The sequence below is a fragment of the Chryseobacterium sp. X308 genome (assembly GCF_020733145.1).
GTDB classification, from domain to species: domain Bacteria; phylum Bacteroidota; class Bacteroidia; order Flavobacteriales; family Weeksellaceae; genus Chryseobacterium; species Chryseobacterium cupriresistens.
On the sequence record NZ_JAJFZH010000004.1, the window covers coordinates 60,467 to 86,736 of the forward strand.

29 protein-coding genes are annotated in these 26,270 nt (G+C 34.8%); 15 read left to right on the forward strand and 14 right to left on the reverse strand.

The window, feature by feature from the left end:
• Positions 1 to 15: 15 nt before the first annotated feature.
• From LIV57_RS06485 to LIV57_RS06495, 3 genes are all read right to left on the reverse strand, one after another.
• The gene (locus tag LIV57_RS06485; protein WP_202838981.1) at positions 16 to 1,332 is read right to left on the reverse strand and encodes a TolC family protein; all 1,317 of its coding nucleotides are present in this window, start codon (positions 1,330 to 1,332) and stop codon (positions 16 to 18) included.
• Positions 1,316 to 1,954, reverse strand: coding sequence for a TetR/AcrR family transcriptional regulator (locus tag LIV57_RS06490; RefSeq protein WP_227941942.1), 639 nt, complete (start codon positions 1,952 to 1,954; stop codon positions 1,316 to 1,318). The genes LIV57_RS06485 and LIV57_RS06490 overlap by 17 nt, the downstream gene beginning before the upstream one ends.
• Before the next feature lie 303 nt (positions 1,955 to 2,257).
• Positions 2,258 to 3,376, reverse strand: a complete 1,119-nt coding sequence (locus tag LIV57_RS06495) for an ATP-binding protein (protein WP_110011445.1) — start codon at positions 3,374 to 3,376, stop codon at positions 2,258 to 2,260.
• Positions 3,377 to 3,686: 310 nt separating this feature from the next.
• Here LIV57_RS06495 and LIV57_RS06500 point away from each other — a divergent pair, with 310 nt between their 5' ends.
• From LIV57_RS06500 to LIV57_RS06510, 3 genes are read left to right on the forward strand one after another with little or no spacing between them, the layout of a single operon-like run.
• Positions 3,687 to 5,000: a hypothetical protein gene (locus LIV57_RS06500; RefSeq protein WP_137905272.1), complete on the forward strand. Its 1,314-nt coding sequence runs from the start codon at positions 3,687 to 3,689 to the stop codon at positions 4,998 to 5,000.
• Between the two features lies 1 nt (position 5,001).
• On the forward strand, positions 5,002 to 5,592 hold the full coding sequence (lptC, locus tag LIV57_RS06505) for an LPS export ABC transporter periplasmic protein LptC (protein ID WP_110011447.1): 591 nt from the start codon (positions 5,002 to 5,004) through the stop codon (positions 5,590 to 5,592).
• An 11-nt stretch (positions 5,593 to 5,603) separates the two neighbouring features.
• Positions 5,604 to 6,647 (forward strand): anhydro-N-acetylmuramic acid kinase, encoded by a 1,044-nt coding sequence (locus tag LIV57_RS06510; protein WP_227941943.1) that lies wholly within the window; start codon positions 5,604 to 5,606, stop codon positions 6,645 to 6,647.
• 6 nt (positions 6,648 to 6,653) lie between these two features.
• On the opposite strand, the gene LIV57_RS06515 is transcribed toward LIV57_RS06510, so the two are convergent.
• Entirely contained in the window at positions 6,654 to 6,875 is a 222-nt protein-coding gene (locus LIV57_RS06515; RefSeq protein WP_317259035.1) for a helix-turn-helix transcriptional regulator, read from the reverse strand.
• A 218-nt stretch (positions 6,876 to 7,093) separates the two neighbouring features.
• Between LIV57_RS06515 and LIV57_RS06520 the strand changes: the two genes are divergently transcribed.
• The 7 genes from LIV57_RS06520 (at position 7,094) to LIV57_RS06550 (ending at position 16,828) form a co-directional block, all read left to right on the forward strand.
• Complete coding sequence (locus tag LIV57_RS06520; RefSeq protein ID WP_227941944.1) at positions 7,094 to 8,722, forward strand: T9SS type A sorting domain-containing protein; 1,629 nt, start codon at positions 7,094 to 7,096, stop codon at positions 8,720 to 8,722.
• 3 nt (positions 8,723 to 8,725) lie between these two features.
• The gene (locus LIV57_RS06525; RefSeq protein WP_227941945.1) at positions 8,726 to 11,101 is read left to right on the forward strand and encodes a hypothetical protein; all 2,376 of its coding nucleotides are present in this window, start codon (positions 8,726 to 8,728) and stop codon (positions 11,099 to 11,101) included.
• Positions 11,102 to 11,106: 5 nt separating this feature from the next.
• Entirely contained in the window at positions 11,107 to 14,622 is a 3,516-nt protein-coding gene (locus LIV57_RS06530; protein ID WP_227941946.1) for an RHS repeat domain-containing protein, read from the forward strand.
• Positions 14,623 to 14,629: 7 nt separating this feature from the next.
• Positions 14,630 to 15,172: a hypothetical protein gene (locus LIV57_RS06535; RefSeq protein WP_227941947.1), complete on the forward strand. Its 543-nt coding sequence runs from the start codon at positions 14,630 to 14,632 to the stop codon at positions 15,170 to 15,172.
• Positions 15,173 to 15,273: 101 nt separating this feature from the next.
• Positions 15,274 to 15,711 (forward strand): hypothetical protein, encoded by a 438-nt coding sequence (locus LIV57_RS06540; protein ID WP_227941948.1) that lies wholly within the window; start codon positions 15,274 to 15,276, stop codon positions 15,709 to 15,711.
• A gap of 1 nt (position 15,712) precedes the next feature.
• A complete protein-coding gene (locus LIV57_RS06545; RefSeq protein ID WP_227941949.1) occupies positions 15,713 to 16,075 on the forward strand; it encodes a hypothetical protein in 363 nt (120 codons plus the stop codon).
• A 264-nt stretch (positions 16,076 to 16,339) separates the two neighbouring features.
• On the forward strand, positions 16,340 to 16,828 hold the full coding sequence (locus tag LIV57_RS06550) for a hypothetical protein (protein ID WP_227941950.1): 489 nt from the start codon (positions 16,340 to 16,342) through the stop codon (positions 16,826 to 16,828).
• 326 nt (positions 16,829 to 17,154) lie between these two features.
• Here the strand turns inward: LIV57_RS06550 and LIV57_RS06555 are convergent, their stop codons facing one another.
• On the reverse strand, positions 17,155 to 17,544 hold the full coding sequence (locus LIV57_RS06555) for a hypothetical protein (RefSeq protein WP_034699917.1): 390 nt from the start codon (positions 17,542 to 17,544) through the stop codon (positions 17,155 to 17,157).
• A 144-nt stretch (positions 17,545 to 17,688) separates the two neighbouring features.
• On the opposite strand from LIV57_RS06555, the gene LIV57_RS06560 reads away from it, so the two are divergent.
• On the forward strand, positions 17,689 to 18,831 hold the full coding sequence (locus LIV57_RS06560; RefSeq protein ID WP_227941951.1) for a tyrosine-type recombinase/integrase: 1,143 nt from the start codon (positions 17,689 to 17,691) through the stop codon (positions 18,829 to 18,831).
• A 14-nt stretch (positions 18,832 to 18,845) separates the two neighbouring features.
• Here the strand turns inward: LIV57_RS06560 and LIV57_RS06565 are convergent, their stop codons facing one another.
• The 6 genes from LIV57_RS06565 to LIV57_RS06590 form a co-directional block, all read right to left on the reverse strand.
• Positions 18,846 to 19,214, reverse strand: coding sequence for a hypothetical protein (locus tag LIV57_RS06565; protein ID WP_227941952.1), 369 nt, complete (start codon positions 19,212 to 19,214; stop codon positions 18,846 to 18,848).
• A gap of 2 nt (positions 19,215 to 19,216) precedes the next feature.
• Positions 19,217 to 19,870, reverse strand: coding sequence for an SOS response-associated peptidase family protein (locus LIV57_RS06570; RefSeq protein ID WP_227941953.1), 654 nt, complete (start codon positions 19,868 to 19,870; stop codon positions 19,217 to 19,219).
• 39 nt (positions 19,871 to 19,909) lie between these two features.
• Complete coding sequence (locus LIV57_RS06575) at positions 19,910 to 20,182, reverse strand: hypothetical protein (RefSeq protein WP_227941954.1); 273 nt, start codon at positions 20,180 to 20,182, stop codon at positions 19,910 to 19,912.
• Positions 20,183 to 20,264: 82 nt separating this feature from the next.
• The gene (locus LIV57_RS06580) at positions 20,265 to 20,483 is read right to left on the reverse strand and encodes a hypothetical protein (protein WP_227941955.1); all 219 of its coding nucleotides are present in this window, start codon (positions 20,481 to 20,483) and stop codon (positions 20,265 to 20,267) included.
• Positions 20,484 to 20,577: 94 nt separating this feature from the next.
• Positions 20,578 to 20,781, reverse strand: a complete 204-nt coding sequence (locus LIV57_RS06585; protein ID WP_227941956.1) for a hypothetical protein — start codon at positions 20,779 to 20,781, stop codon at positions 20,578 to 20,580.
• Between the two features lie 265 nt (positions 20,782 to 21,046).
• Complete coding sequence (locus LIV57_RS06590; protein WP_227941957.1) at positions 21,047 to 21,535, reverse strand: hypothetical protein; 489 nt, start codon at positions 21,533 to 21,535, stop codon at positions 21,047 to 21,049.
• Between the two features lie 105 nt (positions 21,536 to 21,640).
• Here LIV57_RS06590 and LIV57_RS06595 point away from each other — a divergent pair, with 105 nt between their 5' ends.
• From LIV57_RS06595 to LIV57_RS06605, 3 genes are all read left to right on the forward strand, one after another.
• On the forward strand, positions 21,641 to 21,877 hold the full coding sequence (locus LIV57_RS06595) for a hypothetical protein (protein ID WP_227941958.1): 237 nt from the start codon (positions 21,641 to 21,643) through the stop codon (positions 21,875 to 21,877).
• Positions 21,878 to 22,570: 693 nt separating this feature from the next.
• Positions 22,571 to 22,729 (forward strand): hypothetical protein, encoded by a 159-nt coding sequence (locus LIV57_RS06600; RefSeq protein WP_227941959.1) that lies wholly within the window; start codon positions 22,571 to 22,573, stop codon positions 22,727 to 22,729.
• Positions 22,730 to 23,320, forward strand: a complete 591-nt coding sequence (locus LIV57_RS06605; RefSeq protein ID WP_227941960.1) for a hypothetical protein — start codon at positions 22,730 to 22,732, stop codon at positions 23,318 to 23,320.
• Positions 23,321 to 23,361: 41 nt separating this feature from the next.
• Here LIV57_RS06605 and LIV57_RS06610 read toward each other — a convergent pair whose 3' ends face one another.
• From LIV57_RS06610 to LIV57_RS06620, 3 genes are all read right to left on the reverse strand, one after another.
• Positions 23,362 to 23,856: a lysozyme gene (locus tag LIV57_RS06610; protein WP_227941961.1), complete on the reverse strand. Its 495-nt coding sequence runs from the start codon at positions 23,854 to 23,856 to the stop codon at positions 23,362 to 23,364.
• 114 nt (positions 23,857 to 23,970) lie between these two features.
• The gene (locus tag LIV57_RS06615; RefSeq protein WP_227941962.1) at positions 23,971 to 24,543 is read right to left on the reverse strand and encodes a hypothetical protein; all 573 of its coding nucleotides are present in this window, start codon (positions 24,541 to 24,543) and stop codon (positions 23,971 to 23,973) included.
• On the reverse strand, positions 24,506 to 25,063 hold the full coding sequence (locus LIV57_RS06620; protein ID WP_227941963.1) for a phage holin family protein: 558 nt from the start codon (positions 25,061 to 25,063) through the stop codon (positions 24,506 to 24,508). Before LIV57_RS06620 ends, LIV57_RS06615 begins: the two co-directional genes overlap by 38 nt.
• Positions 25,064 to 25,114: 51 nt before the next feature.
• Between LIV57_RS06620 and LIV57_RS06625 the strand changes: the two genes are divergently transcribed.
• Positions 25,115 to 26,185 carry an acyltransferase family protein gene (locus tag LIV57_RS06625; protein ID WP_227941964.1) on the forward strand — a complete coding sequence of 357 codons (1,071 nt, stop codon included), beginning with the start codon at positions 25,115 to 25,117 and terminating at the stop codon, positions 26,183 to 26,185.
• Positions 26,186 to 26,270: the final 85 nt, after the last annotated feature.

Consider the following 26,270-nt stretch of genomic DNA (forward strand, 5'->3'; position numbering starts at 1 on the left):
TTGGTTTCGATCTGATTATTTAATTGTTAAAGTTCCTGTTGTCTGTAATAGTTTTCTGTATGCCAGCGCTGCGTCTGCCTTAGCATTGATCACGCCAACATTGGCAGCAATCTGAGCTGCGTCTGCATCCAGCAATTCAGTCATGGTTGCCAACCCGTTGTCGTATTTATTTTTGGTAATTCTGTAATTTTCATTCGCCTGTTCCGCCGATTTTTCAAAAACAGCAATTCTCTTTTTTGAATAGTCTGTGTTCTGATATTCTCTGTTGACATCAAGCTTAATGTTATCATTCAGTAATTCATCAGTAGCGGCAAGCTGTTTTTCTCTCGCCTGCGATTGTCTTAATGAAGAATTTTCTTTCCAAAGATTGGACAGGTTATAAGAAACCCCGATTCCTACATTGATGGCATTGTATACGGTAAGAAACTTAGGGATATCTGCTGCTACATACCCTCCTGTAAATGCGATGGAAGGAAGATTTTCTGCTTTTGCTGCCTTCGAACCTAATTCCGCCGCTTTTCTTTGTTGTGCCAGAGCCTGTAAATCTTTACGGTTTTCTCTGGCTTCATTAACATAATAATCAACAGGTTTTACATCTGTTCCTTCTTCAATATAATTTTCATCTACTGCCAGTTCCGTTGTTTCTGGAAGACCAAGCAATAAATCCATATTGATGTTGGCAATATTGTAGTTATTTTTGGCTTCCAACAGCTGAAGTTCAATATTCGAGGTCTGAAGATTTGCCTTTAATCTGTCATTTCTTGCAATCAAACCATTGTTTTCCATTTTAAGGAAGGTTTCATCTCTTTTTTGAGAAGCGGCAAGATTTTCTTCAAAAACCTTGATGGACTGGTTGGCTTTAAACAGGTTATTATAAGCCTGGGCAACGTTATAAGCAATGGCAATTTTATCATTCTCAGTGCTTAATTTAGAAGCTTCTACCAGATATTTTGCTGACTGAATTCCGTATTTGATTCTTCCACCGCTGTAAATGGGAACGCTAAGGTTAGCAGAACCGTAAACTACCTGATGTATTTCAGGTCCGCCAGCTCCTCCTGCAAGACCTGGAAGTTTGATATCAACATTCGGTTTTATCGGAAGGTACATATAGCTACCTGACACCTTTAATTCCGGTAGCTGTCTGTTTTTAGCCTCCAAAAGATCAGCTGTAGCCTCTTCGATCTTGGCTGCATCGATCTTGAGATTCTTGCTGTTCTGGATTCCCAGCTGCACGGCCTCGTCAAGAGTAAGTGTTCTTTTCTCCTGAGCATTCGCATTTGCTATTCCTACGAATAGTGATAATGCAATCACTGAGTTATTTATTCTCTTCATAACCTAAAAGGTCTTTTAGTAAATATTTAATATGTTTATTAAGTTCTGTGTAGTATTTTTCATCAAAAGCTTCTTCATCTTCTGTTTCATTCAGGAACTCTTTATACATTTCTTTTGCATTGAATGCATAAAACAAGGTTCCGCTTACGGTAGAATGAAGGAGATAAATAGGAGGATTTTTGGTGAAAATTCCATTTTTAAGACCACTTTCCAATATTTGTGAATACATAGAAAGGAATCCCATTTTGGTTTGCTTCAAAAATTCAACAATCTGAGGATTCTTGGTATGCAGCTGCTCTCTCTGCATAATCCTGTAGAAGCATTTTTGAGTCCGGATCTTGTGAGAAAACTGATCGATGACTCTTTCAATCTTCTGCCAATCGTTGATGTCTGTTCTTCCCAAAAGGTCTTCTGAGAAAAACTGACCTTCATTCATTCTGTATTCCACTAATTTCTCATAAAGCTTTTCCTTAGAGCCAAAATAATATGAGATCATAGAGATGTTTACATTCGCCGCCTTTGCAATTTCCCGGGTGGAAGTTCCTTCGAATCCCTGTTCTGCAAAGAGCTTCTCGGCAGCGAATAATATATTTTCTTCTTTTGAAATCATGTTAGTGTTCATTTTTCAGGGCGCAAATGTACACAAGTTTTTATTCAAATCAAACGATTGATTGATTTTTTAATATAGATTTAATTTATTGCAAAGAAAAGACGGTTTCTATAATATATGCTGAAAGCGCTGTAAAGGCAGTTTTTAATTTAAAAGAGTTTATTTTGAATTAATATTCGGGAAAACCTGAACGATAATTTTAATATTTTCAGAATGCGTTCAATTGAAGTAAACGTAAAAATATAAGGAAAATAGAGCTGAAATAATAATCTGTTCAGGACAAAAACAAAAACTCCGGCATTTACCGGAGTTTATTTATGTGCTTTTATGAATATATCTTGATAATTTTATTCCCAGGTCGGTCCAGACGATTTTAGGGTTTCCGTTTCTGGTCAGGTGCAGATCAGCAGTATTGATTTCTTCTAAAATGCTCTCAATATTGGCTCCGCTGATAAATTTTGAAAAACCGGCCCAATTGAAACCGTTCGCGTTGATCTTTTTATATACCAGATTTTCGGACTGATAATTCTGAAGCAGCGCCAGTCTGAAGATTTCAGAACAATAATTGAGGAAGTTTTTTTGCTTTTCTCTGTTCCATCCTGCAATTTCCCTTGCCCATAAAATAATACTTCTGAGATATTCCGGTTTCTTTTTTACCATAAATGCATCTCTTACCCATTGTACAAAAAGCTTTTCAAACTCATTGCTTTTGTCTCCTGAGTTCAGAAGCTTAATGGCGTCATTGAGGTCTCCCTGTGCCTCATGAACAATTTCTCTTACCTTATCTTCGGAAACAGAAAAGTTCTTTTTAAGGTAGTTTTCAATATCCTCATCATTAATCCTAGGGATCTCTACAATCTGTGTCCTGGAAAGAATGGTAGGAAGAATATCATTGGTACTTTCGGCAGTAAGCAGAATGACCGTTTTTGCGGGTGGTTCCTCTAAAAATTTCAAGAACTTATTGGAAGCCGCGATATTCATTTTATCTGCTCTCCAGACAATAAGAATTTTGGTTCCGCCTTCAAAACTTTTTAAAGAAAATTTCTGGTTTTGATCATCCACTTCATCGGCAGAAATAAATAACTGTTTATTTTCTGATTCTAAAAAAGCGGTCCAGTCGTCGTAGCTTGCATAAGGAGAAGCCAGGATCATTTCTCTGAACTCGTCAAATTTATTTTTGCTTAATGAGTTTTTATTATCCGTAAAAACCGGAAAGCTGAAATGCAGATCCAGGTGATTGAGGTGCTCTACCTTTGCGGCAGCATGTTCATTTTCCTGGCTGAAAATTTCCCGTGCATAGGCTAATACCATAGGCAATGTTCCGTATCCTTCTTTTCCTACAAAAAGTTGGGCATGGCTCACTCTGTTTTCAGCAATGCTTTCTCTAAGAAGTTTTTTCAGATTCGTCTGTCCGGCGATGTTCTCCCAATTCATGTTTCAAAGATAAAAAATCTTATTTCAATTCATAAAATTAAGTCTGCTTAAAATGTATGAATGCAGATTAAAATTATGAAAGGGCTTTATATATGATTGTATTATAGGTAATATCAATAATATGATGAAAGTTAAATTTAAAATTGGATTTTACAATTTAATGTCAGGCAATACATTTACAAAGTGTATTTTTATTGCTGAAAATTTGCATTTTTCTTTTAAAGGAAAGCCCTTAACAAACTTTAACCACATATAATTTTTACAATTCATTAATATTTAAGATATTTGCGCATTGTTTTAAAAATCAAGAATGAAAAAAATCTTTGTAGTATCATTCATATCAGTTGGATATTTTCTGAACGCACAGAGTCTAAGCAACTCCCCTTATGCAACTTATGGAATTGGAGATGTGAAATATGATAATACGATCGAAACTGCTTCTATGGGAGGTATATCTACTGCTTTTATAAGTGATTTTACCAGTAGTTTCAATTTTGCCAACCCGGCAAACAACGCCAATTTTGAACTTACGAGTATCAGACTGGAAGCTACCAACGAAAACAATTATTTCAAATCGAACTATAACGATATGAAATCTACAAAGCATTCTACGTACCTTTCCAATATTTCGATTGCATTTCCATTGTCTTCAAAAGTGAAAATGGGGATCTCTTATCAGCCTTACAGTTCTAAAAGCTACGATATCGTAACGGAACAGTTTACAGAAGATAAAACTCCTCTTTACAAAAACAGCTTTAAAGGAAGCGGAACTTTAAATACAGCTCAGCTTGCTGTGTCTTATAAGATCAATCAGGAATTATCTGTAGGAGCAAAAGCCAACCTTTATTTCGGAGACCTTAACGACCTTAATGAATTCCGTGCTTACAACAGTAACCTTGGGACTTATGTAGGTGAATATGTTAATGGTTATGAGACTAAAAACAGAGTCAGAAACTTTAATTTTACACTGGGGACAAGCTACCAGACTTTAAATACACGTACTGATAAGAAGTTCACATTGGGAGCTACTGCTACTTTTGGGAATACCAGTAATATGACGACACAGTACGTCAACAGTACCTACAGATATTCTGATGCTCAGGAAACCACCAAGCTTAGCGGATCGGAAACCATTATTGAGCAAAAAGAAACAAAATCCAAAAACCTTCTTCCGTTACAGGCTTCATTAGGGGTGGGATATGGTAGTGAAAACCATTGGTTTGTATCAGGGCAGCTGGACTATAAAAAAGGAGAAGACATCTCTTATTTCGGTAAAACCTTTGATTTCCAGGACACTTACAGAATTTCTGCAGGTGGATGGTACCTTCCTAACTATAATAACTTCAGAAACTACTTCTCAAGGGTGATCTACCGATATGGAGCATTCTACGAAAGAGGAAATCTTAAACTGGAAGGAAACAGCATTAATAAGTTCGGTATTTCAGCAGGGGTAATGCTACCGTTCAAGAACAGCAGTATCACAAGAATGAGTGGTCTTGAAATCGGATTGGAAGTGGGTAAAAGAGGAACTCTTAAAAACAACCTGATCAACCAGAACTTCGTCAACCTGAGAATCGGCTTTAATTTCGCTGATAAATGGTTCAGAAAGACTCTTTATAACTAAGATGAATTTTTCAGAAAAAATATCATATAAAAATATAGCATGCCTTTTTAGTTGTGCTATATTTTTTATATTGACATCCTGTGAGGAGGATCTTACCAAAAGAAATGGCAACCAAAGCAAAAATTTCCCTTCACAGATTATCAACAACGCCAATATTATACAGCGAGATTCCGGCTTTGTGACTTTAAAAGCCAAAGCCCCCATCATTGAAAAATACGAACTGATCGACAGCCCGTATGTGGTAGCCAGAAAAGGAATTGATATTGAGTTTTTTGATAAAAAGAAACCTAAAGTTCCGGGAAGAATTACCGCTAAATATGCCCGTATTTTCGAATATAAAAAATTCTACGAAGCCAAAGGTGATGTAAGGATAAAAACCAATGAAGGACAGAGATTTGCCATGCAGAGTATTTATTGGGATCAGAAAAGAAACAGAATCTACACCAAAGATACGGTTTATGTTACCATGGAAGACGGCTCTACACTGGTAGGTGCCAATGGAATGACAGCCAAAGATGACTTTTCCGAATACACATTCTATAACAATTCCGGAGATTTCAGTTCCAAAAGAATTTCTGAAAATAAAAAATAAATCCAAAAAGAATGAAAGCTGTGGCTATTGGACTGATGTCCGGGACAAGTCTGGATGGTCTGGATATCTGTCTTGCTGAATTTGAAAAGCAGGACACGTGGACTTTTAAAATCCTGAAAGCCGAAACACTCTCCTATTCTGAGGATTGGGAAACCCAACTTAGAAACTCCATTCATCTTTCGTCCGAAGATTTGCTGGAACTGCATTCAGCGTATGGTTTTTATCTCGGGCAGCAGGTTAAAGCATTTATTCATCAGCATCAGCTTGAAAATATCGACCTGATTGCTTCTCATGGACATACGGTTTTTCATCAGCCTAAGAGAAAATTCACCCTGCAGATCGGTGACGGCAGAGCCATAAAGCTGGAAACCGGATTACCTGTTATCTATGATTTCCGAAGCCAGGATGTGTTGATGAAAGGAAACGGAGCTCCTCTGGTTCCTATAGGTGATGCATTACTTTTCTCCGGATACAGCGCCTGCCTGAATTTAGGTGGATTTTCCAATATTTCTTTACAGTGGGATGGGAAAAGGATCGCTTTTGATATCGCTCCCGTGAATATTGTTTTGAACTATCTGGCCCAGCAGCTGCATAAAAATTTTGATGAAAACGGAGCACTGGCCGCACAAGGAAAGATAGATGAAACTTTACTGAACCAGCTTAACAGTCTGGATTTCTATAAGATTTCGCATCCAAAATCTTTGGGAATAGAATGGTGCCATCAACATATATTTCCACTTCTTGAAAATACGGAAGCCTTAGATGCTCTGGCTACTTTTACAGAACATGCTGCCGGGCAGATTGCCAACGTCATCAATGAATATAGTATAAAAGACATCCTTATCACCGGAGGAGGCGCCTACAACACTTTTTTAATAGAAAAAATAAGAGCAAAAACACAAGCCGAAGTGATCATCCCTGAAAAAGAGATCATCGATTATAAAGAGGCACTGATTTTTGCCTTTATGGGCGTTTTAAAAATGAATAACGAGATCAATGTATTGTCTTCTGCCACCGGAAGTACAGCGGATCATTGTTCGGGAGTTATTGCTTAGATATTTTCATACTTTTATTTCACCGATCAGCTCAGCCAGAGAAATGTCAAGTGCACAGGCTATAACTGAAATAGTGAAAATACTGGAAGTAACCTTTCCTTTTTCTATTTTATAGAGATACTGTCTATCCTTCCCTATCATCATAGCAAGTTCCGTTTGTGAAAGTTTTTTCTTTTCACAGAATATTGTTGTTCGATTACATAATTCGACATGTATTCTTCCCTTAATTCTAAGATTTTATATTCTTCAATACATTTAACTTATACAAAAGGAATTATTGGTTTTAATTAAAACTAATACAGTTATCATCGTAGTCAGAAAAGAGTAAACAATTTATGTTATCAAAAACAACATGTATTAAGAAAAATTAATAGAATATTGGCTTTTACGAAATATAAAAGTAGATTATAGATAATACTTTTAACCATCAAATACAACGCGAGCCAATGAAAAAAATCTATCTCGGTGCATTCACTTTATGCACAATCCTGGGGTTATCTGCTCAGGAAGTGGTGTGGCAGAAAAACATCCAATCCTCTACCCAGGATTTTTTAAGCCAGATTACTACCACAATCGATCAGCAATACCTTATTACAGGAAGCTCTATTCAAGGCGATAGGCAGAAGGCTTCAGGCAGTAAGCAAAATAATGGTTACGATTTTCATTTAGTAAAACTCAACCAGCAGGGGCAAGAAGTCTGGGAAAAATATTTCTCAGGACACAATCATGATTATTTATCTGCTACTGTTACTACCCAAGATGGCGGATTTCTTTTAGCTGGAACTTCTTATTCAGGAAAAGGATTGGATAAAAAAGAAGAATCAAAAGGAGGTTCGGATATCTGGCTGATCAGAATCAATGAATTTGGTGATGTATTATGGCAGAAAACCTTAGGCAGTTCTTCTAATGAAGAAGCAAGAGCGGTTATCCAGGCTACAGATTTAGGATTTTTTGTTGCGGGTAACGTACAGGGCTCATCAAAAGGTTATGGCTCCAAAGATGTTCTGATCACAAAACTGGACAAAGACGGAAAAGAACTTTCACAATTGATCTTAGGAGGAAAAGGTTTGGATGAAGTAGAGAAGTTGATTCCAACGAAAGATGGTGGAGCACTGCTGGGAATGTATTCGAGGAGTTCTGAAGTAAAGGCGGGAAGCGGGAAGCTGGAGGCTGGAAGTGGTGTGGAGATCGACTTTTATTCCAAAGTCAGCAGCAACTTCGGCGAAGGCGACTACTGGATTGTCAAGCTTGACAAAAACGGAAAAGTTGAGTGGGAAAAGAATTTCGGAGGAAAAGGCGATGATCATATCAGAACGCTGGCATTAACGTCCAATGGATTTATCGTTGGTGGCGAATCCAGATCAGAAAGGTCAGGTAATAAAACCGTAGGAATTGAAGAAGGAACTGACCTTTGGGTTATTGCATTAGATCAAAATGGGAATGAGCAGTTCCAAAAGTCTTACAGCTTTGGAAACAGGGATATTCTGATGGGAATGAGTGTAATAAGCGGGAAGCAGGAAGATGGAAGCGGGAAGTCTAAAGGCATTCTGTTAGGAGGTTATACTCAGGCAGAAGGAAGAATAGAAACAGATGATGAAACGTTCTGGATGCTTTATCTCGACCAAAACGGAAATGAGCAGTGGAGAAAGCACGTCAAAGGAGAATCCAGAAAAAAGGAAGAAAGACTTTCTGATTTAAAGCTGAACAGAGACGGTTCTATTGTATTGGCAGGAACCAGTGCAGAAGAATTAGGTAAAGAGAACTGGAAGATTGTCAAGTTAGGAGATAAACAGGTTGATCAGCTGATTGAAAAATATGATATCAAGATCTATCCGAATCCTGTTTCCGATTATGCTTACGTAGAAGTTGGTTTTGATTCTTCGACAGGCTCAGGACAGGGCTTTAAAGAGGCAGATATTCTGTTGTATGACATGAGCGGAAGACAGCTTCAGAATATAAAAACTAAAAACCAAGTGACTAAGATTAATACCCAGGCTTTGGTTCAGGGCGCTTATCTGATGACTGTAAAAACAGATACAGATAAAACAGCATCTGCAAAACTCATTAAAAAATAAAATATGATGAAGAAAATATATCCAGATTTTTTTGTTCTACTAGTCTTTCTTATATTAGGAATACAGCAGGGATATGCACAGAATGGAGTGGCATTAGAAAAGTCTATTGCATCACTATCCAATTATATTGATATGCCTGTAAATGAGGCTTCAGGAATTCCTAATATAAATATTCCCCTACTCAGTATACCTATGGCAGATAATAACATCAATTATCCTATCAGTTTACGGTATAATGTCAGAAATTATAATAACATCCAGGGGGTCAGCGATATTGGCCAGGGATGGTCATTATTTGGAACAAGTATTATTTATAGAGATATACAAAGTGCTGAAGTAGAGTGTGATAGAATTAATTATCAGTCCGATCCGTACGAAAGCACTTATTATTACAATGTACTTGATTTATCCGGAAAGTTTACTGTTAAAAAGGATACCAATGGTTATAATATTGTCAATTTAAATCCCAATAATAATATCACAATAGAAATTAATAATTCTATTATGGCAACTGAGTTGGAATTCGCCATAACAACAAATAATGGTTATAGATATAGTTTTAATAAGATTGATAATTACCAATTTAAATGCAATAATTATCCGAAACCCAGCGGAGTGGCATCTACTTATTATCTGGCAAAAATTTTTACTCCCACAGGAGTTGAAGTGGCAACTTTTGATTATCAGTTGCAAAATAAAAACGTTCCGAGCCAGATGACTCAGCAATACTGTAAACTAAAGTCAATAAAAACAGTCAGAGGAGAAGTTAACTTTACATTTATTTATGATGAGAGTTTAGAAAACACTGTTAATGATCCTTACTGGCTAAAAGAAATTACACTCAAAAATCCTTCAGGTGAAATGCAGTATTCTTATGTAATGAACAGTTATATATCCGCTTTTCCCTCGTCTGATGTGAGGGGAAGAAAACGCATCTTAAATTTCATAAGAAAAAACGATAAAAATAATCTCAAAATAGAGCAGACTGTTTTTGGCTATGAAAATAGTGCGCAGTCAGGAAATCAGGAAGGAATACTGGAAAAAATAACAACACCCGCAGGAGGGGTTGTGGAATACAAGTATGAAGATCACGTTTATACCAATTCTGCTTCCGCAGCTGGAAATATAGCAAAGAGAGTTAAAGTAATCAACTATTATAAAAATAGCATTGATATTACTCCGGAAAGAACCATCAACTATGATTATAGTCTTTTTGGCACAACAACATCATCAGGATATAAATATTATGGAGAAATAGATGAGTATAACGAGCAAAAACAGGTTTCCTATATCCTCTATAAAAATGTGAAAGTATGGGAAACCGGTAAAGGATATACCCAAAAGACATTTATAACGCCTAATGATTATCCAAAATATTTGACCAACCAAATATATGTTAATTATTATTATGTCTGGCCTTATTATGATCTCACAAGGTGGGGTTTACCATCGAAGGAAGAAGTATATGATGATCAGAACAAATTGCTTTCTCAAAAAGAAACTAATTATTTCTTTGATCAATATTGGGAAAGTCAGTATGATTTTAAGATTCACCCGGAATCTTCAGCATTTATTTCAGAGCACATTTCCAGTAAACGCTCTTATATTTTAAAAACAATTCAAACAGAGAAGGAATTTTATGCTAATAATCAAAGTATAACTAAGGAAACAGAGGTTAGCATCAACGCTATAAATCTTAAACCCGGTTACATAAAATCAGTTGTTAATGGGAAAGTAAAAGAAAAATTCATTACTTATCCTATTAATTTACCCGGATATTCTCATCTGGAAAGCGCCCATATGATTGGTGTACCGGTGTCTGTTGAAGAAAAAGAAGACGGAAAGCTTCTTGCCAGATCAAAAGTGTTATTTAATAATGGCTCTTTGTTACCTACCTCTGTTCTTGCTACCAATATTGAAAATGAGAATACGAAGGAAATTCAAAAGATGGATTTGTACGATTACAAAGGAAACCTTATCCAGCTTTTAAACGCAGCAGGCGTAAAAACGGCCATGATTTACGGATATAATAAATCGCTCATCATTGCTAAAGTGCATGGGGCAGCATTTGATCAGGTCTGGAATCTGGCACAGGACTTCATTGATGCGTCAGACGTAGACAACAATGCTGGAACCCAGGCTTCCGAGGAAGCATTACTTTCAGCAATGAATACTTTTAGAAAAAAACCTGGCCTATCCAATTTTCAGATCACTACTTATACCTATGATCCTTTAGTTGGGATAAGAAGTGTTACTCCGCCATCTGGCGTTACGGAATACTATAATTATGACAATACAGGAAGGCTACAATCTGTGAAGGATAAAGACGGAAATATTATCAAGGATTACCAGTACCGATATAAAAACTACAAAGATTAAAAACTATGAAAAAATTACACGCCGCTATACTGTTACTGGTAAGTATTCTTCATTACAGCCAGTCCACATCAAATCCGGTGCTTCCTGTCTTTAATGGCCAAAATTCTGATCTCTCTAGCGTAAATGAGAATTATGTTTATACCCGCACTTATCTGGAGCCAAAGACTTTTAGTGATGCTCAAGCTAAGCAGATTCAAGGTATCCTTTTTTTCGACGGATTAGGAAAACCAAGGCAGCATGTAGCCATTCATACCTCTCCAACGGGTTATGATATGGTTACCCATATTCCTTATGACAGCTTTGGAAGACAAGTGGAAAACTGGCTTCCCATACCCATGATCAGTTTAAATGGGGATATCCAGACTCCGCCATCCACTTCAGAATATTATAAAACCACTTCAGGTAGTGCGGATGCACTGATATATGAAAAAAAGACCCTGGAAAAATCTCCTTTAGACCGTTTACAATCTTATGCGGGTCCGGGGAGTGACTGGCTGGGTAAGAAGATAAGCTATGATTATCAGACTAACAGTAATTCGGAAGTCTACAAATTTACTACGACAACAAGTTGGAAATACGGGGCTACTTCCTCTGCTTTAAATCCCAGCCCCATAAGCTATCCTCAGGGAGCCTTATATAAAACCATAGTTACAGATGAAGATGGGCGCACAGTTACAGAGTTCAAAAATGAAAGCGGACAAACCATATTGACCCGTAAAAAGGAAGGTTCAGAGCCCCTGAATACCTATTATATTTATAACGAATACAATCAGCTGGCTTTTGTCATACCTCCTTTAGCATCCAAGAAGATTTTAGCTAATAATGGTGTTATTACTTCTGAAATTCAGGATGGACTGCTCTATGAGTACTCCTATGATGGCTGGAACCGACTGGTAGGAAAAAAACTTCCTGGAAAAGGCTGGGAATTTATGATCTATGACAAACAGGACAGGCTTGTAGGAACCCAGGATGCTGAATTAAAGAAAAAAGGGCAATGGCTTTACACTAAGTATGATCAATATGGCAGGGTTGCTATTACGGGGATATGCACCGGAGGTGAAAGATATCAGGAACAGGATATTGCCGGTGGATATAGTTCTAACAATGTCAATAGAATAAATACACCCTTTTTTGAAAGACAGGGAATGAATGTCTATTATGACAATCCTGACACGACTTATCCCAATGCAAGTAAATGGGTTACTTTATTGTCGTTAAACTATTACGATTCTTATCCGGCTTACAATTTTAATCCAGCACATCCTTCAGCTATTCAGGGAGAATCTGTGCTTTCCGGCTCGCCTACAGCAGATGGAAGAAGTACCCAAGGGATGCCTGTAATGAGTTTTGTAAAAAACATTGAAAATGATAATTGGACAAAAAAGTATACATATTACAATAACAAAGGAAGAGTAATTGGAGGTCATTCTATCAACCATTTAGGGGGGTATACCAAAATAGAATCCACACTTGCCTTTTCCGGAGTTCCATTGAATACGACAACCCGTCATAAAAAAGACAGCAACAGCCCGGAAGTAAAGATCAATGAAATCTTTACGTATGATCATCAGGAAAGATTAATAAAACATACTCACCGGATCAATGACGGGACCGAAGAAACCCTTGCTGAATATGTTTACAATGAGCTGGGACAACTTCAGAATAAAAACGTGGGTAATGGTATACAGTCTGTTGCTTACCGATATAACACACGTGGAGCCTTAACTCATATTAATGATCCTAACAACCTAAATAATAAGCTTTTTGGATTACAACTCAAATATACTGATCCACAAAATACTGCAGCATCCTATAGCGGGAATATTGCCGAGGTTGACTGGGCTACTCAAAGCGATGGAGTGCTGAGAAGATATAGTTATGGATATGATCAATTTAATAGGTTAGAATCAGCTGTTTATCAAAAACCTAAATCAACTGTCATAGCAACAAATGCTTATAACGAAAAAGTAACTTATGATGTTAATGGAAATATTCAGACCTTATTAAGATTTGGAAGTTCGGATGGTAATTCTGCTGTAAAAATTGATGATATCAAATACACATATGACGGGAACAAGCTTGTGGATGTTTGGGATTCCAGTGGTAATTCTTTAGGGCTTGACGGAGGAGACGAAATGGTCTACGATGTTAATGGAAATCTGAGAGCAGATGCCGCTCATTTTATTAATAAGATTGAATATAATCATTTAAATTTACCCAGTTTAATAGAGAAACAAGTTGAAAATTTTGAGTATCTTTATTCAGCTGATGGGACTAAATTAAGATCGATTCATGATGAAACTGAAATAAATAAAACAACAGTAACAGATTATCTTGATGGATTTCAGTACAAAAAAGGAATATTACAGTTTGTACACACTTCGGAAGGATACTATGATTTTCTGGTAAATAGGTATATTTACAACTATAAAGATCATCTGGGCAATGTAAGGCTAAGTTACCTTAATACAACCAGCGGAATAGGGATTGTTGAAGAAAATAATTATTATCCTTTTGGATTAAAGCATCAGGGGTATAATGAGATAGAGGAATCTTCTGGTTATAAGTACGGTTATCTTGGAAATGAACTGCAGAAAACAGGCATGTATGATATGAATGCCCGTTTCTATATGCCTGATCTGGGAAGGTTTATGCAGCATGACCCTTTGAGTGATCTTTCATTAGATCCTTATGGATATGCCTTTAATAACCCTGTTAATTTTGTAGATCCAACGGGATTATACGGAGAAGACCCTCCGGGTTCTTCATCCAGTAATCCTATTGATATTGGAGAAATTATCCTTACCCCACCAGGTGGCAGCAGTAATTATCATACATGGTGGCAGATAGAAAATTATTATAATGTCAATAATAATAACTCTGTATTTCCGTCGAATTGTACCATGTGCTATGCAAGCGGAGGCTACCAGGTTAACCTTCCGCCACCACAGATACAGTCATTACCTCCATATTGCGGGCATTGTTCTGATGGGCCTGTAAAGTTTATAGGAGGGGCAGGTGACTTCTTCGGCATTTTTGACATTGGTGGGGAGATAATGAGCAACTGGAAACCTGAAAACAGGTATCTTGCGATGGGAGCCGGAATATTGGGGGCGTTAGCATTAAGGAAGCCAGGACTGGCAACTGCTGAAATGCAGGCAGAGAAAAAACTTGCGTCAGGTTTGGCAGAGGACTTTATAACAGTAAGACATCATACATCTAATTCAGCGGTTAATGCGATAAAAAAAAGTGGATCTATCAATGTTTCATCGCCTACACCATTTGGAGTTGATGTTGAAGTAGCTCCTTTTGTAAAGCCATCGAAGGTAAACCTGGGACAAGCAGCAGGAGGTAATCGTGGTGGTGGATATGTAGAGTTTACAGTCCCTAAATCAGGTATTACGCCTACCCCTTATATTGGTGGCGTGGGAAATTCTGGAAGAATTATAGTAGAAGGACGTATGCAATTGGATATAAGAACTTTGAACCCAAAATATGTTAAGCGTTGGTGGCCTTTTTAATGAGAATATGAAAAAAATAAAATTAGAATATAACTTGTGTGTATTTTTATTTGCTTATTTAAATCAAGCTGATTTATCATTACACAGAGCGGGATGGACAAGCATCAAAGAATTAAAAAATTTTTACCTAAATCAGGTAAATCCTAAAGATGTAGTGAATTTTTTAATATTAAATGCTGATATAGATATTAATAACTTAGAATATTTTTACGGGATAAAAGAGTATGGTTTTAGAAAAATTATCCTTTCTCGAATATATTTTTTACTTGGATTTTCTCCTGTTTTTCTTAAGGATGAAATTTATTATATATGCAAAAAGTTAGTGAATTTTGCAGAAATGCTTGAAAAAGATACTGAGGTTCATCCTTTAGAAATGGAAAAATTAAGATTAGAATTATCAAAATTCTCTTTAGGAATATTAAGATATAAAATATCTTATAAAGACTATAGTAAAGCATTAAAAATTGAACATTACATGCAGCATGATGGACTCAAGGATATTAAAATAAAAGAGTTTATAAAAAAACTTCCCGATCCATCTGGATTATAATGGTAATATTAGATACTAACTATGCCAAGCCTCCGGACTTTGGGTAATGTTGTAATGTTCCTAACGTGTTGGTAATAAATTAGATTTTCAATGCCTCAGTTGTGAAAAGTCTCCTGATTTTGATGCTCCAAAGTCGTGAGACTTCAGAGAGCGGGAAACCGGGACTAGCAACGGCAGAAATACAAGCGGAGGGAAAAATAATAGGTTTAGGAATTTATGCTGATTTAGCATTACACAGGGATACCGGAGCAATAACTTGGAAAGAAGTACAATGGCAAAAAGCTGGATTAACAAAAGTTGATTGGGCTAAAGCACTGATAGACAAATATCATTTTAGATCTTCATTTAGAGAAGCAGCAGAAAATGCTTCAGGAATTAGGTTTGAAGTTACTAGTTTTAATCCTTTTTATCCAAAACCGAAAATGACAAATTTTGAATTTGATCACATATTAAGTAATCCTGGCCTTCTTCAAAAAACTACATTTATAAAAAATGGTAATCAAGTTATTTGGGATGGAACACAATTTATATCAAAATAATATGGAACTACTAACAAGTTTAGATAAGATCAATGTTGTATTAAGTAAATATGAGGGCGATATGGTTAAAATATGGTTATTTGATATAACCCATACCAAGATAGCCTTAAAAATTACTTCACAAAAAGATGATGAAATCATTTATTTAGTAATGGGAAATTGTCAATATATAAAAGGAAAGTTTTCTTGGAAAAATCCTCAATTATCTGTTAGTATTTCTTTTGATACTGAACATTCTGAAAATGAATATATCATAAAGGATAATAAAGCTAATTTTGAATTGACTTGTAATAGCGGAATAGCATTAGCTAAGGGAATAGAATCAGAATTTGGAAATTCTTTTGATAATTTTTTGACAAAATAAATGCATTGGTAACATTCCGAATGTGTTGACTATAAATTAGAGTATTGAAAAACCAATACTCTAATTTAAAAGACTGAATACAGATCGGCTATGGGAGTGGTAATAGAGCTTATGACAACTGTGCCTGTAAAGTATATATGACAGCCCTTATAATAGCGATAATAACAGTAATTTTGGCAGTACTAATAGCAATCCTCTTTTCCTGAATGGGATATGTTTTTCATGGAGGTGAAAAAGCTTTAATTAGACCTTAAATATATAATTATGGCTATAGCATTTATAAATCAAACAGAATGTGGACTGTGTAATGAAAAAATTACTGATTTGGAGAGTATCTTTTCATTTCCACCTTTAATTCAAAATATTAAAGATCCTTTATATCAATTCAATGATTCTGTATTTCACATTAATTGTTTAAATAAACATTCTTTTGGAAAAAAAGCCATTGAATTAGCTAAACAATATTTTTATAGTGTTAAACCTGAAAATAGAAAATGTATTGTAGATGAAGAAATTATAGAAGATGTTCATGATTACATATTTATGGGAGTATTAACATCTAATGATGAAGAAGACCTATATAAATTTAACTTTATTACATTGAATAGACGTAATCTGCATAAATGGAAAGATAGAGCTGATTTTATCAGTATTGCTGAAAAGTTTATAAAAGATGGAAAATGGGAAGATTTAACTTCTTATAAATATTTAAATAAATTAATTGATTTATTCAAACAAGATATTTTAATATAATAACTTCTTAATTATACGCTGATAATAGGAGGGTAATGTTCCAAACGTGACAAAGAAAATTATAATAAAATAATTGACTTATCCTTTAATTATACTCAAGATTAGTGATTAACAACGGTTTTCATATTGGGAAACCTTCGACAGGCTCAGGGTGACAGGTCGCATACCAACTGAAATTTTTAAATGTTGTCAGGCTGAGCCTGTCGAAGCCGTTATTATTGACAGAAATAGGTTAATAATTTAAAAAACAGGTAATTATTAGTTATCTGTTTTATTTTCGCCAACTTTCATGTAAAATAAAAAACCTTCATTTCTGAAGGTTTTTTTTATTTATAAGCTTCGATTTTATCGGTAAGCGTATTGATAAAGTTCTGTAAAGGCTTTTCTACCATCATTTTGATGAATGGATTGAATTTCCCTTCAAATAACATCTGAACTTCGGTCTGGTTTTCACTGATTGGGTTCAATGTCGCTGTTAATGAGAAGTCCAGACTTGAACTTGCAGATCTTAAAACAGCTTTCTGATCATCCACTTCATCTATTTTTAAAGCGATTTCAGGCATCCCCTGTAATCCAAATTTAAATCCGTTATCTCTTGTTTCAAATTTCTGAAGACCGTCCGGCATAAAATCTTTATAATTTTCAGGAGATTTCAGCAACTCTGTAAGTTCTTTAGATGATTTATTGACAATAATCTTTCGTCCTTCTAAATTCATTTTTTATTTTTGTATTTAAATTCTTAACTATTACAAATGTATAAAGTTTTTGCGTATCTTTACTAGTAACTGATAATCAATGTTTTATTTACTACATAATTTTTTGATAGTAAAAAATAGTAAAAACCCAAAACATACATTTACATGAAAAATTTCGAAGTACGAGTATTCTCATCGAAAAACCTTGATGAAAAATGGTACGTCTACATTTACCACAATAGCAAAATTATAAAAAAAATCTACAAAGGCATCAATTCTGAAAGATCTTTTGAGGAAAGAATGATAAAGGCTGAAACCCTTAAAAGAATCATTGAGAAAGAAATCAATGATGGATGGAATCCACAGATTAAAAAGAAGAACCATTCAATGACTATATTCCAAGCATTAGAATTTGGGCTTGAAAAAAAGAAGGCGTCTTTAGCTTCGGGATCATATGGGGAATATTCTATTGCGGTAAATATTTTTAAGCATTATGGGAAAATAGAAGGATTCGATAAAATTTCTATTCAAAATTGTGAGCGCTATCATATTAAAGCCGTTTTAAATGCAGCCAGAAACGACAGGAATTGGTCAGCTATGAACTATAATAAAACTTTAAGAAGATATAGTTCAATTTTCTCCGAGTTAATTGAATGGGAAATCATCACATCAAATCCAGCTAGAGATATTAAACCATTGAAAGAAGAAAACAGAGGCGGATATGAAGTTATGACAAAGAAAGAGCAAAAAAAGGCATTTGGCCATCTGAAAAAGTTAAACTTCAATTACTACGTTTTTTGCTCAATAGTTTATTATATGGGAATACGTCCAGGTGAATTGTTGCGATTAACATGTAAAGATGTAGATGTTGATAGAAAAATAATTAAAATTAATTCGGTACACTCTAAAACAAAAAAAACAAGAGCAGTTCCAATTATAGGAACAATAAAGAAGCTAATACAATCATTTGATCTTTCGGATCCTGATTTGTTTCTTTTCGGGCATCCTGTCCCAGGAAAATTACCATTTTTGAGAGAAAACTATTTCTGCCCTAATAAATATCAGTTTGACAGGGCCTACCCTACTAAATTATGGAAAAGGGAAATAATAGATGGATTAAAAATTAATAAGAAATTGTATTCAAACAAGCATAAAGGCGCAAGTGATAAACTTAGAGCGGGCATAGATATTGAAACTATTGCAGCAATTTTCGGGCACTCGAGACAAAAAATGACAGAGTTGTATGCAGATTATATAAAAGAACTTCGTTTTGAAAAGGCTCAAAATGTTGTATTAGAGGAATATTAAAAATAAAGGCGTGTCTAAAACGATACGCCTTTTTCTTTTAGTTCCAAAATTCTTCTCTCTACAATATCCTCTGTTAATTCCTCGTGATATACATGGTGCCAGACGTAATGTAAATAATTGAAAATATCTTCATCAACCAGGGCCGACAGGAAAACGTAAAGATCCCTACGGTCTTCGTCTTCAAAGTATTCCTCGTCAAACTCAAATATTGTATCTGCTGATATTTCCCACCGTTCCCGAAAGTATCCATCAAATTCAATGTTTTTATCTGCTGCAGCTCCGCGAATTAAATCCATAGCATCATCGTAGAAATTAACCATGTCGTTTGGATCATTTTCGATATAGTTTGCAAGAAGATGAAATATGTATTTGTCATCTTCCATGGCTAAAAAAGTGATGTTTGGATTGGTGGATCTTCTTTAGGCATTTTTTGTGGTTCCAGGTTGACGGCAACTAAGGCTGGATCATAGACCGGGAATTCAAACTCTTCTATAGGTTCGTCTTTAAGAAATTTATCCGCCATTCTCGCATCCATGCAGATAGGCATTCGTTGTTTTGAATTGTGAACAACAGACATTAATTCATTTGCAACGGTAGTAACAAGACCGAATCCTATTTCTCCGTTATCCCATACATCATAAAATGCAGCAATGTAGAAATGATCCTGATCTTTCCAGTTCATACGGTGCTTTACGGTAATAGGTGTTTTTCTTCCAGGATTATGAAGGTGCATCCAATCGTAGAAACCAGTAACCGGAACCACCGCCCTATTATGCTCAAATTTCCTGTAAAATGTATGAGTTTTTTCCGCAGTCAAGTTTATGCCCTTAGTTGCTTTCTTCGCATCGTAGTCTTTATAAAGTCGCCAGGTTCCGTGTGTGATCTTCCGGCCGTGGTGATCTAAAACGATTGGCATAGCTGGAACATCGAATGCGTTTACTTCCGGCTTAAGAACGTAATTACCCTCAACAATTTCCGCTGCCAATGCTGCTGAAACTTCCTCAATCGAAAGCCCTGCATTATCTACTCTATTGCACATGATTAATATTTTTCGTTAAAAATACAAATATTATGCAAATCATTTATCGCCGTACTTTGAAACGAATTCAACTGCTTTATCACAAATTAAATGGGTAAAATATGACTTCTCTCCCGTTTTCGGATCTTCAAAAACTTCACTCTCCCATTTAATCCACATATCAATCACGTCCCATTTTCTGAATTTATGTTGATGCGGATTAAACGAGCACTTAACTTCAAAATGCTGTTTTTTCTTGTCACCTTCAAACTCAACTACCATTGTATTTTTAGAAGGTTGGGTTTCTTCCCTGACAATTCCTCTTAATTTCATGCAGTAAAATTGATACAAATTGAATCAATATCAAAACAATAAATGATACAAATTGTAGCAAATTAAAAATTTTAAGGATTCATCATACTTTCACTTTACTTAAATAATACCCGACAACACGCATTCGCCAAAGTCTGTATTTCTTTACTGTTACAGTTGCTTGTAAGTAATCTCCTTTTTTTAGGCCAGAAACAATGTAGTTATCGCTTTTCCTGTACATCAGGTCTAACTTAGTACCATCATCGAGTTCAATTCTAGTATATCGTTTCTTTACTTTTAAAATAGTGCCTTCAATTTCCATGGTTGATTTTTACACCCAATTTAAACAAAAATCCCCGGAAATTCCGAGGATAAAAACTAATAACCATGAAAACTCAAATTAATGAGTTGTATTTTTATATTTCGATAAGTTCTTCAACTACTTTCATTCTTAGATCCATCAGCATGTCGCGAACTAATCTATATTTCTCGTCAAGATTCAATGCTTCCAGTGGATAATTATGCTTTCGTGCAATGGCTGATTCTTTAAAAAAATCTTCTGCCTTATTTTCCCATTCAGCAATAACCTTGTTTAACTTATCAATTTTCGTATTTTCCATATTCTTATATTTTGTAGAGACTACTCCGTGGGGTCATCTTCGTTGTCATCATAAAACTCACCTTGCCAATTGCAGTCATCAAATTGACATTCTATCGTTTCTCCCTCGTAGGGAATGGAGTGCCATATATCTCTACCACAACATGGGCACTCTAAAACACTGCTAGACTCTGAGTATAAAATGCAATAACTCAAACCAATTTTTTCTTTATCTGTATTTTCCATAATCTAGTCTTTTATTCCTATAGCCTCTAAAGCGGAAGGGGTTAATGTTTTTTATTTAATGTTCTATTTAAAGAATTATATACATCTCTGAAAATAGAGTACTGCTCTTGATTAGGAATTTGATTCAAATATTGATGAGCTAATTGCTTCTCTTTTTCCAACCATACTAATCTTGCTTTTTCAACACCAACAACAAAGAACCTATTTGGGAATTTTCTCCATTGCGTAATTTTACCTTCATCAATCAGCTTTTTAATTTCAATTGGCAAGCTTACCGCCTCAACATTTTTAATCTTACCCTTTTCTCTTTCAATAGCGTCTTTTGTCTTTTCGATGCTAGCTTGCATATTTCTGATTGAGTCATTTTGCTTTTCTATCTTTTTAAAGAAAGCTCCACCACCTCGCTTATCATTCATCGGCTGTCCGTTGGTCTGTTTCCAAGTATTAAAATGATTATCAAATCGACGTTGAAGCTCAGCCTCCTTTTTTATTAAACTGTTCTCAAGCACTTGCAATCTGTTTGAACTCATGACTACTTTATTTACGTTTCTGTAGCAAATATACTACATTTATAGTATATTAAAAAATAAAATATACTATATTTATATAATATTTTTTTATCGTACTTTTGTTAAATGAATTTGAAAGAGCTTATTGAAAGAAATCCGATATTAAATCAGGCGCAGATTGCGAAAGCAATGTTCCCTAATGATGAATATGCACCTCAGACTCTTTCGGCAAAATTGAGAGAGGTTAAGCAAAAGACAGGATCACAAAGGATAACTGAAGAAGATACCAAAAACGCAGTAGAAGTTCTGGATAAGCTCATAAAGAATATCGAAGCCTATAAAAAAGATAATACCACCAAATAAAAAACCTCCCAGGGCTATAGGAGGTCAAAATATCATTACAATATTTTTTACTAAGAAGTTCAAATATACAATTTTATTCACCAATTAATGATATAAAAAGTAATTTTTATGTTGCTGTAAAAAAATTCATTATATTTGTTTAAAGTCTATTGTGCGACACGACTACTTAATCATGCTGCCTCTCAATTTTGGGAGGCATTTTTTCTTTACCAGCACAAAAAAACCTCCCGTAGGAGGCTTAAAAAAAACTTGACTTGTTCTTGTCTCTTAAAAAAAACTCCGTAAATATACGGACAGGCTGTAGTAATAACTCTACGGGAAACCGTAACTGGATAATATTCATTTTCATTAGTTTCGCAAATATTTAATAATACGACGTTTTCTGGCGTCACCCACTCATAGATTTGTAAAAAGAAAATATGAGTGAAAACGTCTAAATTAAACAATAAAATAATTATAAAGTATTTGCTGTTATTAATGCTGTATAAACATGAAAAAAAAGATTTAAACAATTATTTAGAACAGTTACAAATAACATAAATTGATAAATTTTATGTAATGATTTGTTATTAAACGCAATAAAATACATATATTTACACCATAATTAGACAATTTAGAACGATTCTAAATAAACATTTGCATGTATTTTGCACTAATTAAAATATTAAATTTAACAAAATAAAAATCTTAAATATGTCAACTAAGCAATTAAAGACTCAAAACCAAAAGGGTATTAGAAAGGGTTGGCCAACCATTAAGGAATCCAAACCTATCAAACTTTCAGATGCAAGTCAAATCATCGTTTTTAATCCAAGAACCGGAAGAAATCATTCTCTAGAAATTTCTTGGTAGATGAGCGAAGATTATTATAAAATATATAATTATAGAGGATGTCCAGCTGAAAAAGCTGGACATTCTATTAAAGAAGGGTATGAATTCTTCTTTAAGTCATCAAAATCTAATCTAAAATATTGCATCGAAGCAATTTACCATGAAGGTGATTTTTTTGCCATAAAATATTATTGTAAAATTCACAGGGATTCAAAAAGGAAATACAGCATCCCTACTAACACTCACGAACCATATAAGATAATTAGATCTTGCATACAAATTATGCCAATCCTTCAAAAAAAATATCCGACAGCATCATTTGTGGCTGTTGGAGCAAGATCTATATTTGGTGACACTATTGAAGATGCTCAAAATACGATTAGATTTAGATTGTATTACAAAATGGTCTATCAAATGTTTAGTCAATACGAAGACTTTATTTTAATGCAGCTTCCAGAGGTTAGTGGTATTGGAATTGTTTTTGTAAATGATATTTACTCTGATCCTCAAAAAACACAATCACCTACTAAACATATAGTAGACAGGGTTAGGAAAATAAAAAAAATTGTTCAAGAATCTTATGATGAAATTCACATACAAGACGATGAATAATTCTATGTAACTTTCAGAAAATATTTATTACTTCATTTGTGCTACTTCGTAAAGAACAAATCAGCCTCCGCTTTTCTTCTCCGGATGAGTCCGTTTAATTTTACCCCCTGAGCGGTAATATATTTCGTTATAAACCAGTTCCATATTGCAGCACCTGGGGCGCGATCATTTACAAGCTTAAATAAACCGTCAGAACCTCCAGTGTTGTAAGTATGGGAAACCAAGGCATCAAACTGATTCTGAGTAATCGGAACGTTGATTTTCTTAGCAACAATATTTTCGTAAACCTGCAGATCTTGCCTCAAAGCTTCTTCTGCTTCTTTCTCCGTGTGAATCGTAGCTCTTTTTTCAGCGGTTGCTTTATTACCAGTGCCTTTTAAGAAGTTTCCATTATCGTCTCGCATTGCACGCCCGTACCCTTCCGTCCATATTCCTACTGGATCCATCTTCGGTTGAAGTCCAGGCTTTTTCAAATCTCCATCATGAAGACTTTCAAATTCTTTTATAAGGTCAATCCCTTTCTGTGACGTTCTCATTTGTTTCGTTGTTTTTGTTTTCCATATTTTTTCTAATAAGGACTAATTCGTTCAATATCCCGACTAATGCTAAATTGGTCCCTACCAAAATCATGACAATTCCTAAATTCTCCATTACCTTCTTTTTAAGTATTTATAAATCCCAAATATTACAATTGCCACGACCCCCAAAACAGCCAGGACAATCCATATTCCTGCCTGAAATCCTTTTGCTTTGATGTCATTTGTTTTCTCCTCAACTTCTGCAGCAACTTTTTTTATAGTCTCTTTCGACACGGCCGTTTTTGCAAGATCCTGGATTATGTTTGTTTTTTCTTCGCTGGATATTTCTTTTTTATCTTCTTCAGACTTTCGGTAGTGATTGTTTATATAATAATCAGCGGTTCCGCGAATAACAATACTTTGCAAGGTATCTCCGGAAACTACATTGTGGAAGATCAAAGGATTTAATGTGTCGGATTTCCCCTTGATGATAATATCTCCGGAAAAATCCTGCAGCTGCTTTTTTACTGTCTGATCAGTCACTTTCTTGGTTGACTCTTTTGCTGTCTTTTCTTTGACTGAATCCAGTTTCAAACGCTCAATTTCCGTGCGCCCTTCCTTGGAATAGAAAGAGGTTTTATGCTTCGTCCTACATCCGAGTAATAAACTACTCAGAAGGATTATTATTAGTATTCTTGTTTTCATCTTCCTTTTGTTTAAATACATTTACATCAAGTGTATTATTGAATTTCTCAAACTTTTTTAAAAAGCCCAAAGGAGGAAATTTTCCCTTTGTTATTATTCCAACATTTACCAGAGCATTTCCTGCAGGGTAAATAAAAATCATTAATTTGGTTGCTACCTTAAAGTAAACACTGTCTAAATCTGCATCGGAAATGATTTGAATAAAAGCTTCCGTTAGAAAGTAAACCAAAATGATAAGTCCTAATTTTTGCCCGAATCCCCACAACATTTTTTTTGGTGAAAAAGTCTCGTTTAAAAGATGTTTCCAAATACCCACGATTAAATCAGCAACCAAGGCAAAGCCCAACATCCATATAAAAACAAAGCTCTCAACATACCAACCTGTGAATCTTTCTGAAATAGATAATCCAACAGCTGGAACAGCAGCCAATTTTAAAGCCGAAAATGCTTTACTATATGCTGGACCTGAATGAATCGAAATCAGGTTATTAACGATAAAATTTATTATTGGATTTCCCATTTCATTTTTAATGTTTTTATTTTATTATTTTTGCTTGTCTAAATTTTTTTTATGGTAAAAATGAGGTTTGATTTTTTAGATGGGGTTAGGGGGTTGGCCGCTCTTTGGGTAGTACTTTTTCATTCTATGCTGTTTAATGGTTATGCTACAGAAAAAATTAAATGGTCCGAAAATATATTTTTAAATATTTTGCAGAAACCACTTTCTATCGGTCATATCGCTGTTGCAATTTTCATTGTATTATCTGGTTTTTGTTTAGCTATACCTATTGTTAACAATGATCTTAATTTAAAAGGAGGCTTCAAAAGATATATATCCAGAAGAGCAAAAAGATTAATTCCTCCTTATTACATCGCATTATTACTTTCCGGATTACTAATACTTCTCTTTCCAATTTTACAAGAACCTCACAATACAGCCTGGGATAATAAATTGCCAATAACTATAGGTTCTGTCGTAAGTCATATAGGTTTATTTCATAATCTTAATAATTCTTGGATCTATAAAATAAATGGTGCTCATTGGTCAATAGCTACAGAATGGCAGATATACTGGTTTTTTCCACTAATCCTATTCCTTTGGAAGAAATACAACCTAATAGTTTCCTTTTCTATAATTACCATCTTAGCCCTTATTCTTTACAAAATTGTTCCTTTCGCTGCACCTCAGTTTTTGATATTATTTTTTATGGGAGTAGTTTGCTGTTACTATGCTTTTCGAGCAAAAACAATTAATAAAATCAATCTACCTTTATCTGCTGTTTTATTGTGTGCTTTTTTTGCATTTCTAATTTTCAGGAAGACAAGTCCACTTGTTGCAAATATTACACTGGGGCTTTTCTTTTCCTATTTTTTATATTCTTGTTTTGTCTATAAAAATACTCACAACAAGACACTATTTTTATTAGAGTCAAAACCCATGGAATTTTTAGGTAAGATTTCTTATAGTCTTTATTTAATACATGGTCCATTTTTAGCACTTGCAAATTTGATTTTACTTAATAATTTCGATTTAACGAATGATGTTAGGCAGATTATTTTGTTTGTTTTTGTCATAGCATTTATATTGCCCGTATCCGCATTATTTTACCATCTAGTTGAAAGACGATTTTTAAACAATTAATTTAAAATGTAAGCCCCCGATCCTATCAGTACCGACATGATTAATGCGATTATCTCGCTGATATTGTAGTTTAGATTTTCCATTC

What these genes read in the sequence shown, in the direction of transcription:
- LIV57_RS06485 (WP_202838981.1), bottom strand. Translation starts at nt 1,332, where the DNA reads ATGAAGAGAATAAATAACTCAGTGATTGCATTATCACTATTCGTAGGA.
- LIV57_RS06490 (WP_227941942.1), bottom strand. Translation starts at nt 1,954, where the DNA reads ATGAACACTAACATGATTTCAAAAGAAGAAAATATATTATTCGCTGCC.
- LIV57_RS06495 (WP_110011445.1), bottom strand. Translation starts at nt 3,376, where the DNA reads ATGAATTGGGAGAACATCGCCGGACAGACGAATCTGAAAAAACTTCTT.
- LIV57_RS06500 (WP_137905272.1), top strand. Translation starts at nt 3,687, where the DNA reads ATGAAAAAAATCTTTGTAGTATCATTCATATCAGTTGGATATTTTCTG.
- lptC (WP_110011447.1), top strand. Translation starts at nt 5,002, where the DNA reads ATGAATTTTTCAGAAAAAATATCATATAAAAATATAGCATGCCTTTTT.
- LIV57_RS06510 (WP_227941943.1), top strand. Translation starts at nt 5,604, where the DNA reads ATGAAAGCTGTGGCTATTGGACTGATGTCCGGGACAAGTCTGGATGGT.
- LIV57_RS06520 (WP_227941944.1), top strand. Translation starts at nt 7,094, where the DNA reads ATGAAAAAAATCTATCTCGGTGCATTCACTTTATGCACAATCCTGGGG.
- LIV57_RS06525 (WP_227941945.1), top strand. Translation starts at nt 8,726, where the DNA reads ATGATGAAGAAAATATATCCAGATTTTTTTGTTCTACTAGTCTTTCTT.
- LIV57_RS06530 (WP_227941946.1), top strand. Translation starts at nt 11,107, where the DNA reads ATGAAAAAATTACACGCCGCTATACTGTTACTGGTAAGTATTCTTCAT.
- LIV57_RS06535 (WP_227941947.1), top strand. Translation starts at nt 14,630, where the DNA reads ATGAAAAAAATAAAATTAGAATATAACTTGTGTGTATTTTTATTTGCT.
- LIV57_RS06545 (WP_227941949.1), top strand. Translation starts at nt 15,713, where the DNA reads ATGGAACTACTAACAAGTTTAGATAAGATCAATGTTGTATTAAGTAAA.
- LIV57_RS06550 (WP_227941950.1), top strand. Translation starts at nt 16,340, where the DNA reads ATGGCTATAGCATTTATAAATCAAACAGAATGTGGACTGTGTAATGAA.
- LIV57_RS06555 (WP_034699917.1), bottom strand. Translation starts at nt 17,544, where the DNA reads ATGAATTTAGAAGGACGAAAGATTATTGTCAATAAATCATCTAAAGAA.
- LIV57_RS06560 (WP_227941951.1), top strand. Translation starts at nt 17,689, where the DNA reads ATGAAAAATTTCGAAGTACGAGTATTCTCATCGAAAAACCTTGATGAA.
- LIV57_RS06565 (WP_227941952.1), bottom strand. Translation starts at nt 19,214, where the DNA reads ATGGAAGATGACAAATACATATTTCATCTTCTTGCAAACTATATCGAA.
- LIV57_RS06570 (WP_227941953.1), bottom strand. Translation starts at nt 19,870, where the DNA reads ATGTGCAATAGAGTAGATAATGCAGGGCTTTCGATTGAGGAAGTTTCA.
- LIV57_RS06575 (WP_227941954.1), bottom strand. Translation starts at nt 20,182, where the DNA reads ATGAAATTAAGAGGAATTGTCAGGGAAGAAACCCAACCTTCTAAAAAT.
- LIV57_RS06580 (WP_227941955.1), bottom strand. Translation starts at nt 20,483, where the DNA reads ATGGAAATTGAAGGCACTATTTTAAAAGTAAAGAAACGATATACTAGA.
- LIV57_RS06585 (WP_227941956.1), bottom strand. Translation starts at nt 20,781, where the DNA reads ATGGAAAATACGAAAATTGATAAGTTAAACAAGGTTATTGCTGAATGG.
- LIV57_RS06590 (WP_227941957.1), bottom strand. Translation starts at nt 21,535, where the DNA reads ATGAGTTCAAACAGATTGCAAGTGCTTGAGAACAGTTTAATAAAAAAG.
- LIV57_RS06595 (WP_227941958.1), top strand. Translation starts at nt 21,641, where the DNA reads ATGAATTTGAAAGAGCTTATTGAAAGAAATCCGATATTAAATCAGGCG.
- LIV57_RS06600 (WP_227941959.1), top strand. Translation starts at nt 22,571, where the DNA reads ATGTCAACTAAGCAATTAAAGACTCAAAACCAAAAGGGTATTAGAAAG.
- LIV57_RS06605 (WP_227941960.1), top strand. Translation starts at nt 22,730, where the DNA reads ATGAGCGAAGATTATTATAAAATATATAATTATAGAGGATGTCCAGCT.
- LIV57_RS06610 (WP_227941961.1), bottom strand. Translation starts at nt 23,856, where the DNA reads ATGAGAACGTCACAGAAAGGGATTGACCTTATAAAAGAATTTGAAAGT.
- LIV57_RS06615 (WP_227941962.1), bottom strand. Translation starts at nt 24,543, where the DNA reads ATGAAAACAAGAATACTAATAATAATCCTTCTGAGTAGTTTATTACTC.
- LIV57_RS06620 (WP_227941963.1), bottom strand. Translation starts at nt 25,063, where the DNA reads ATGGGAAATCCAATAATAAATTTTATCGTTAATAACCTGATTTCGATT.
- LIV57_RS06625 (WP_227941964.1), top strand. Translation starts at nt 25,115, where the DNA reads ATGGTAAAAATGAGGTTTGATTTTTTAGATGGGGTTAGGGGGTTGGCC.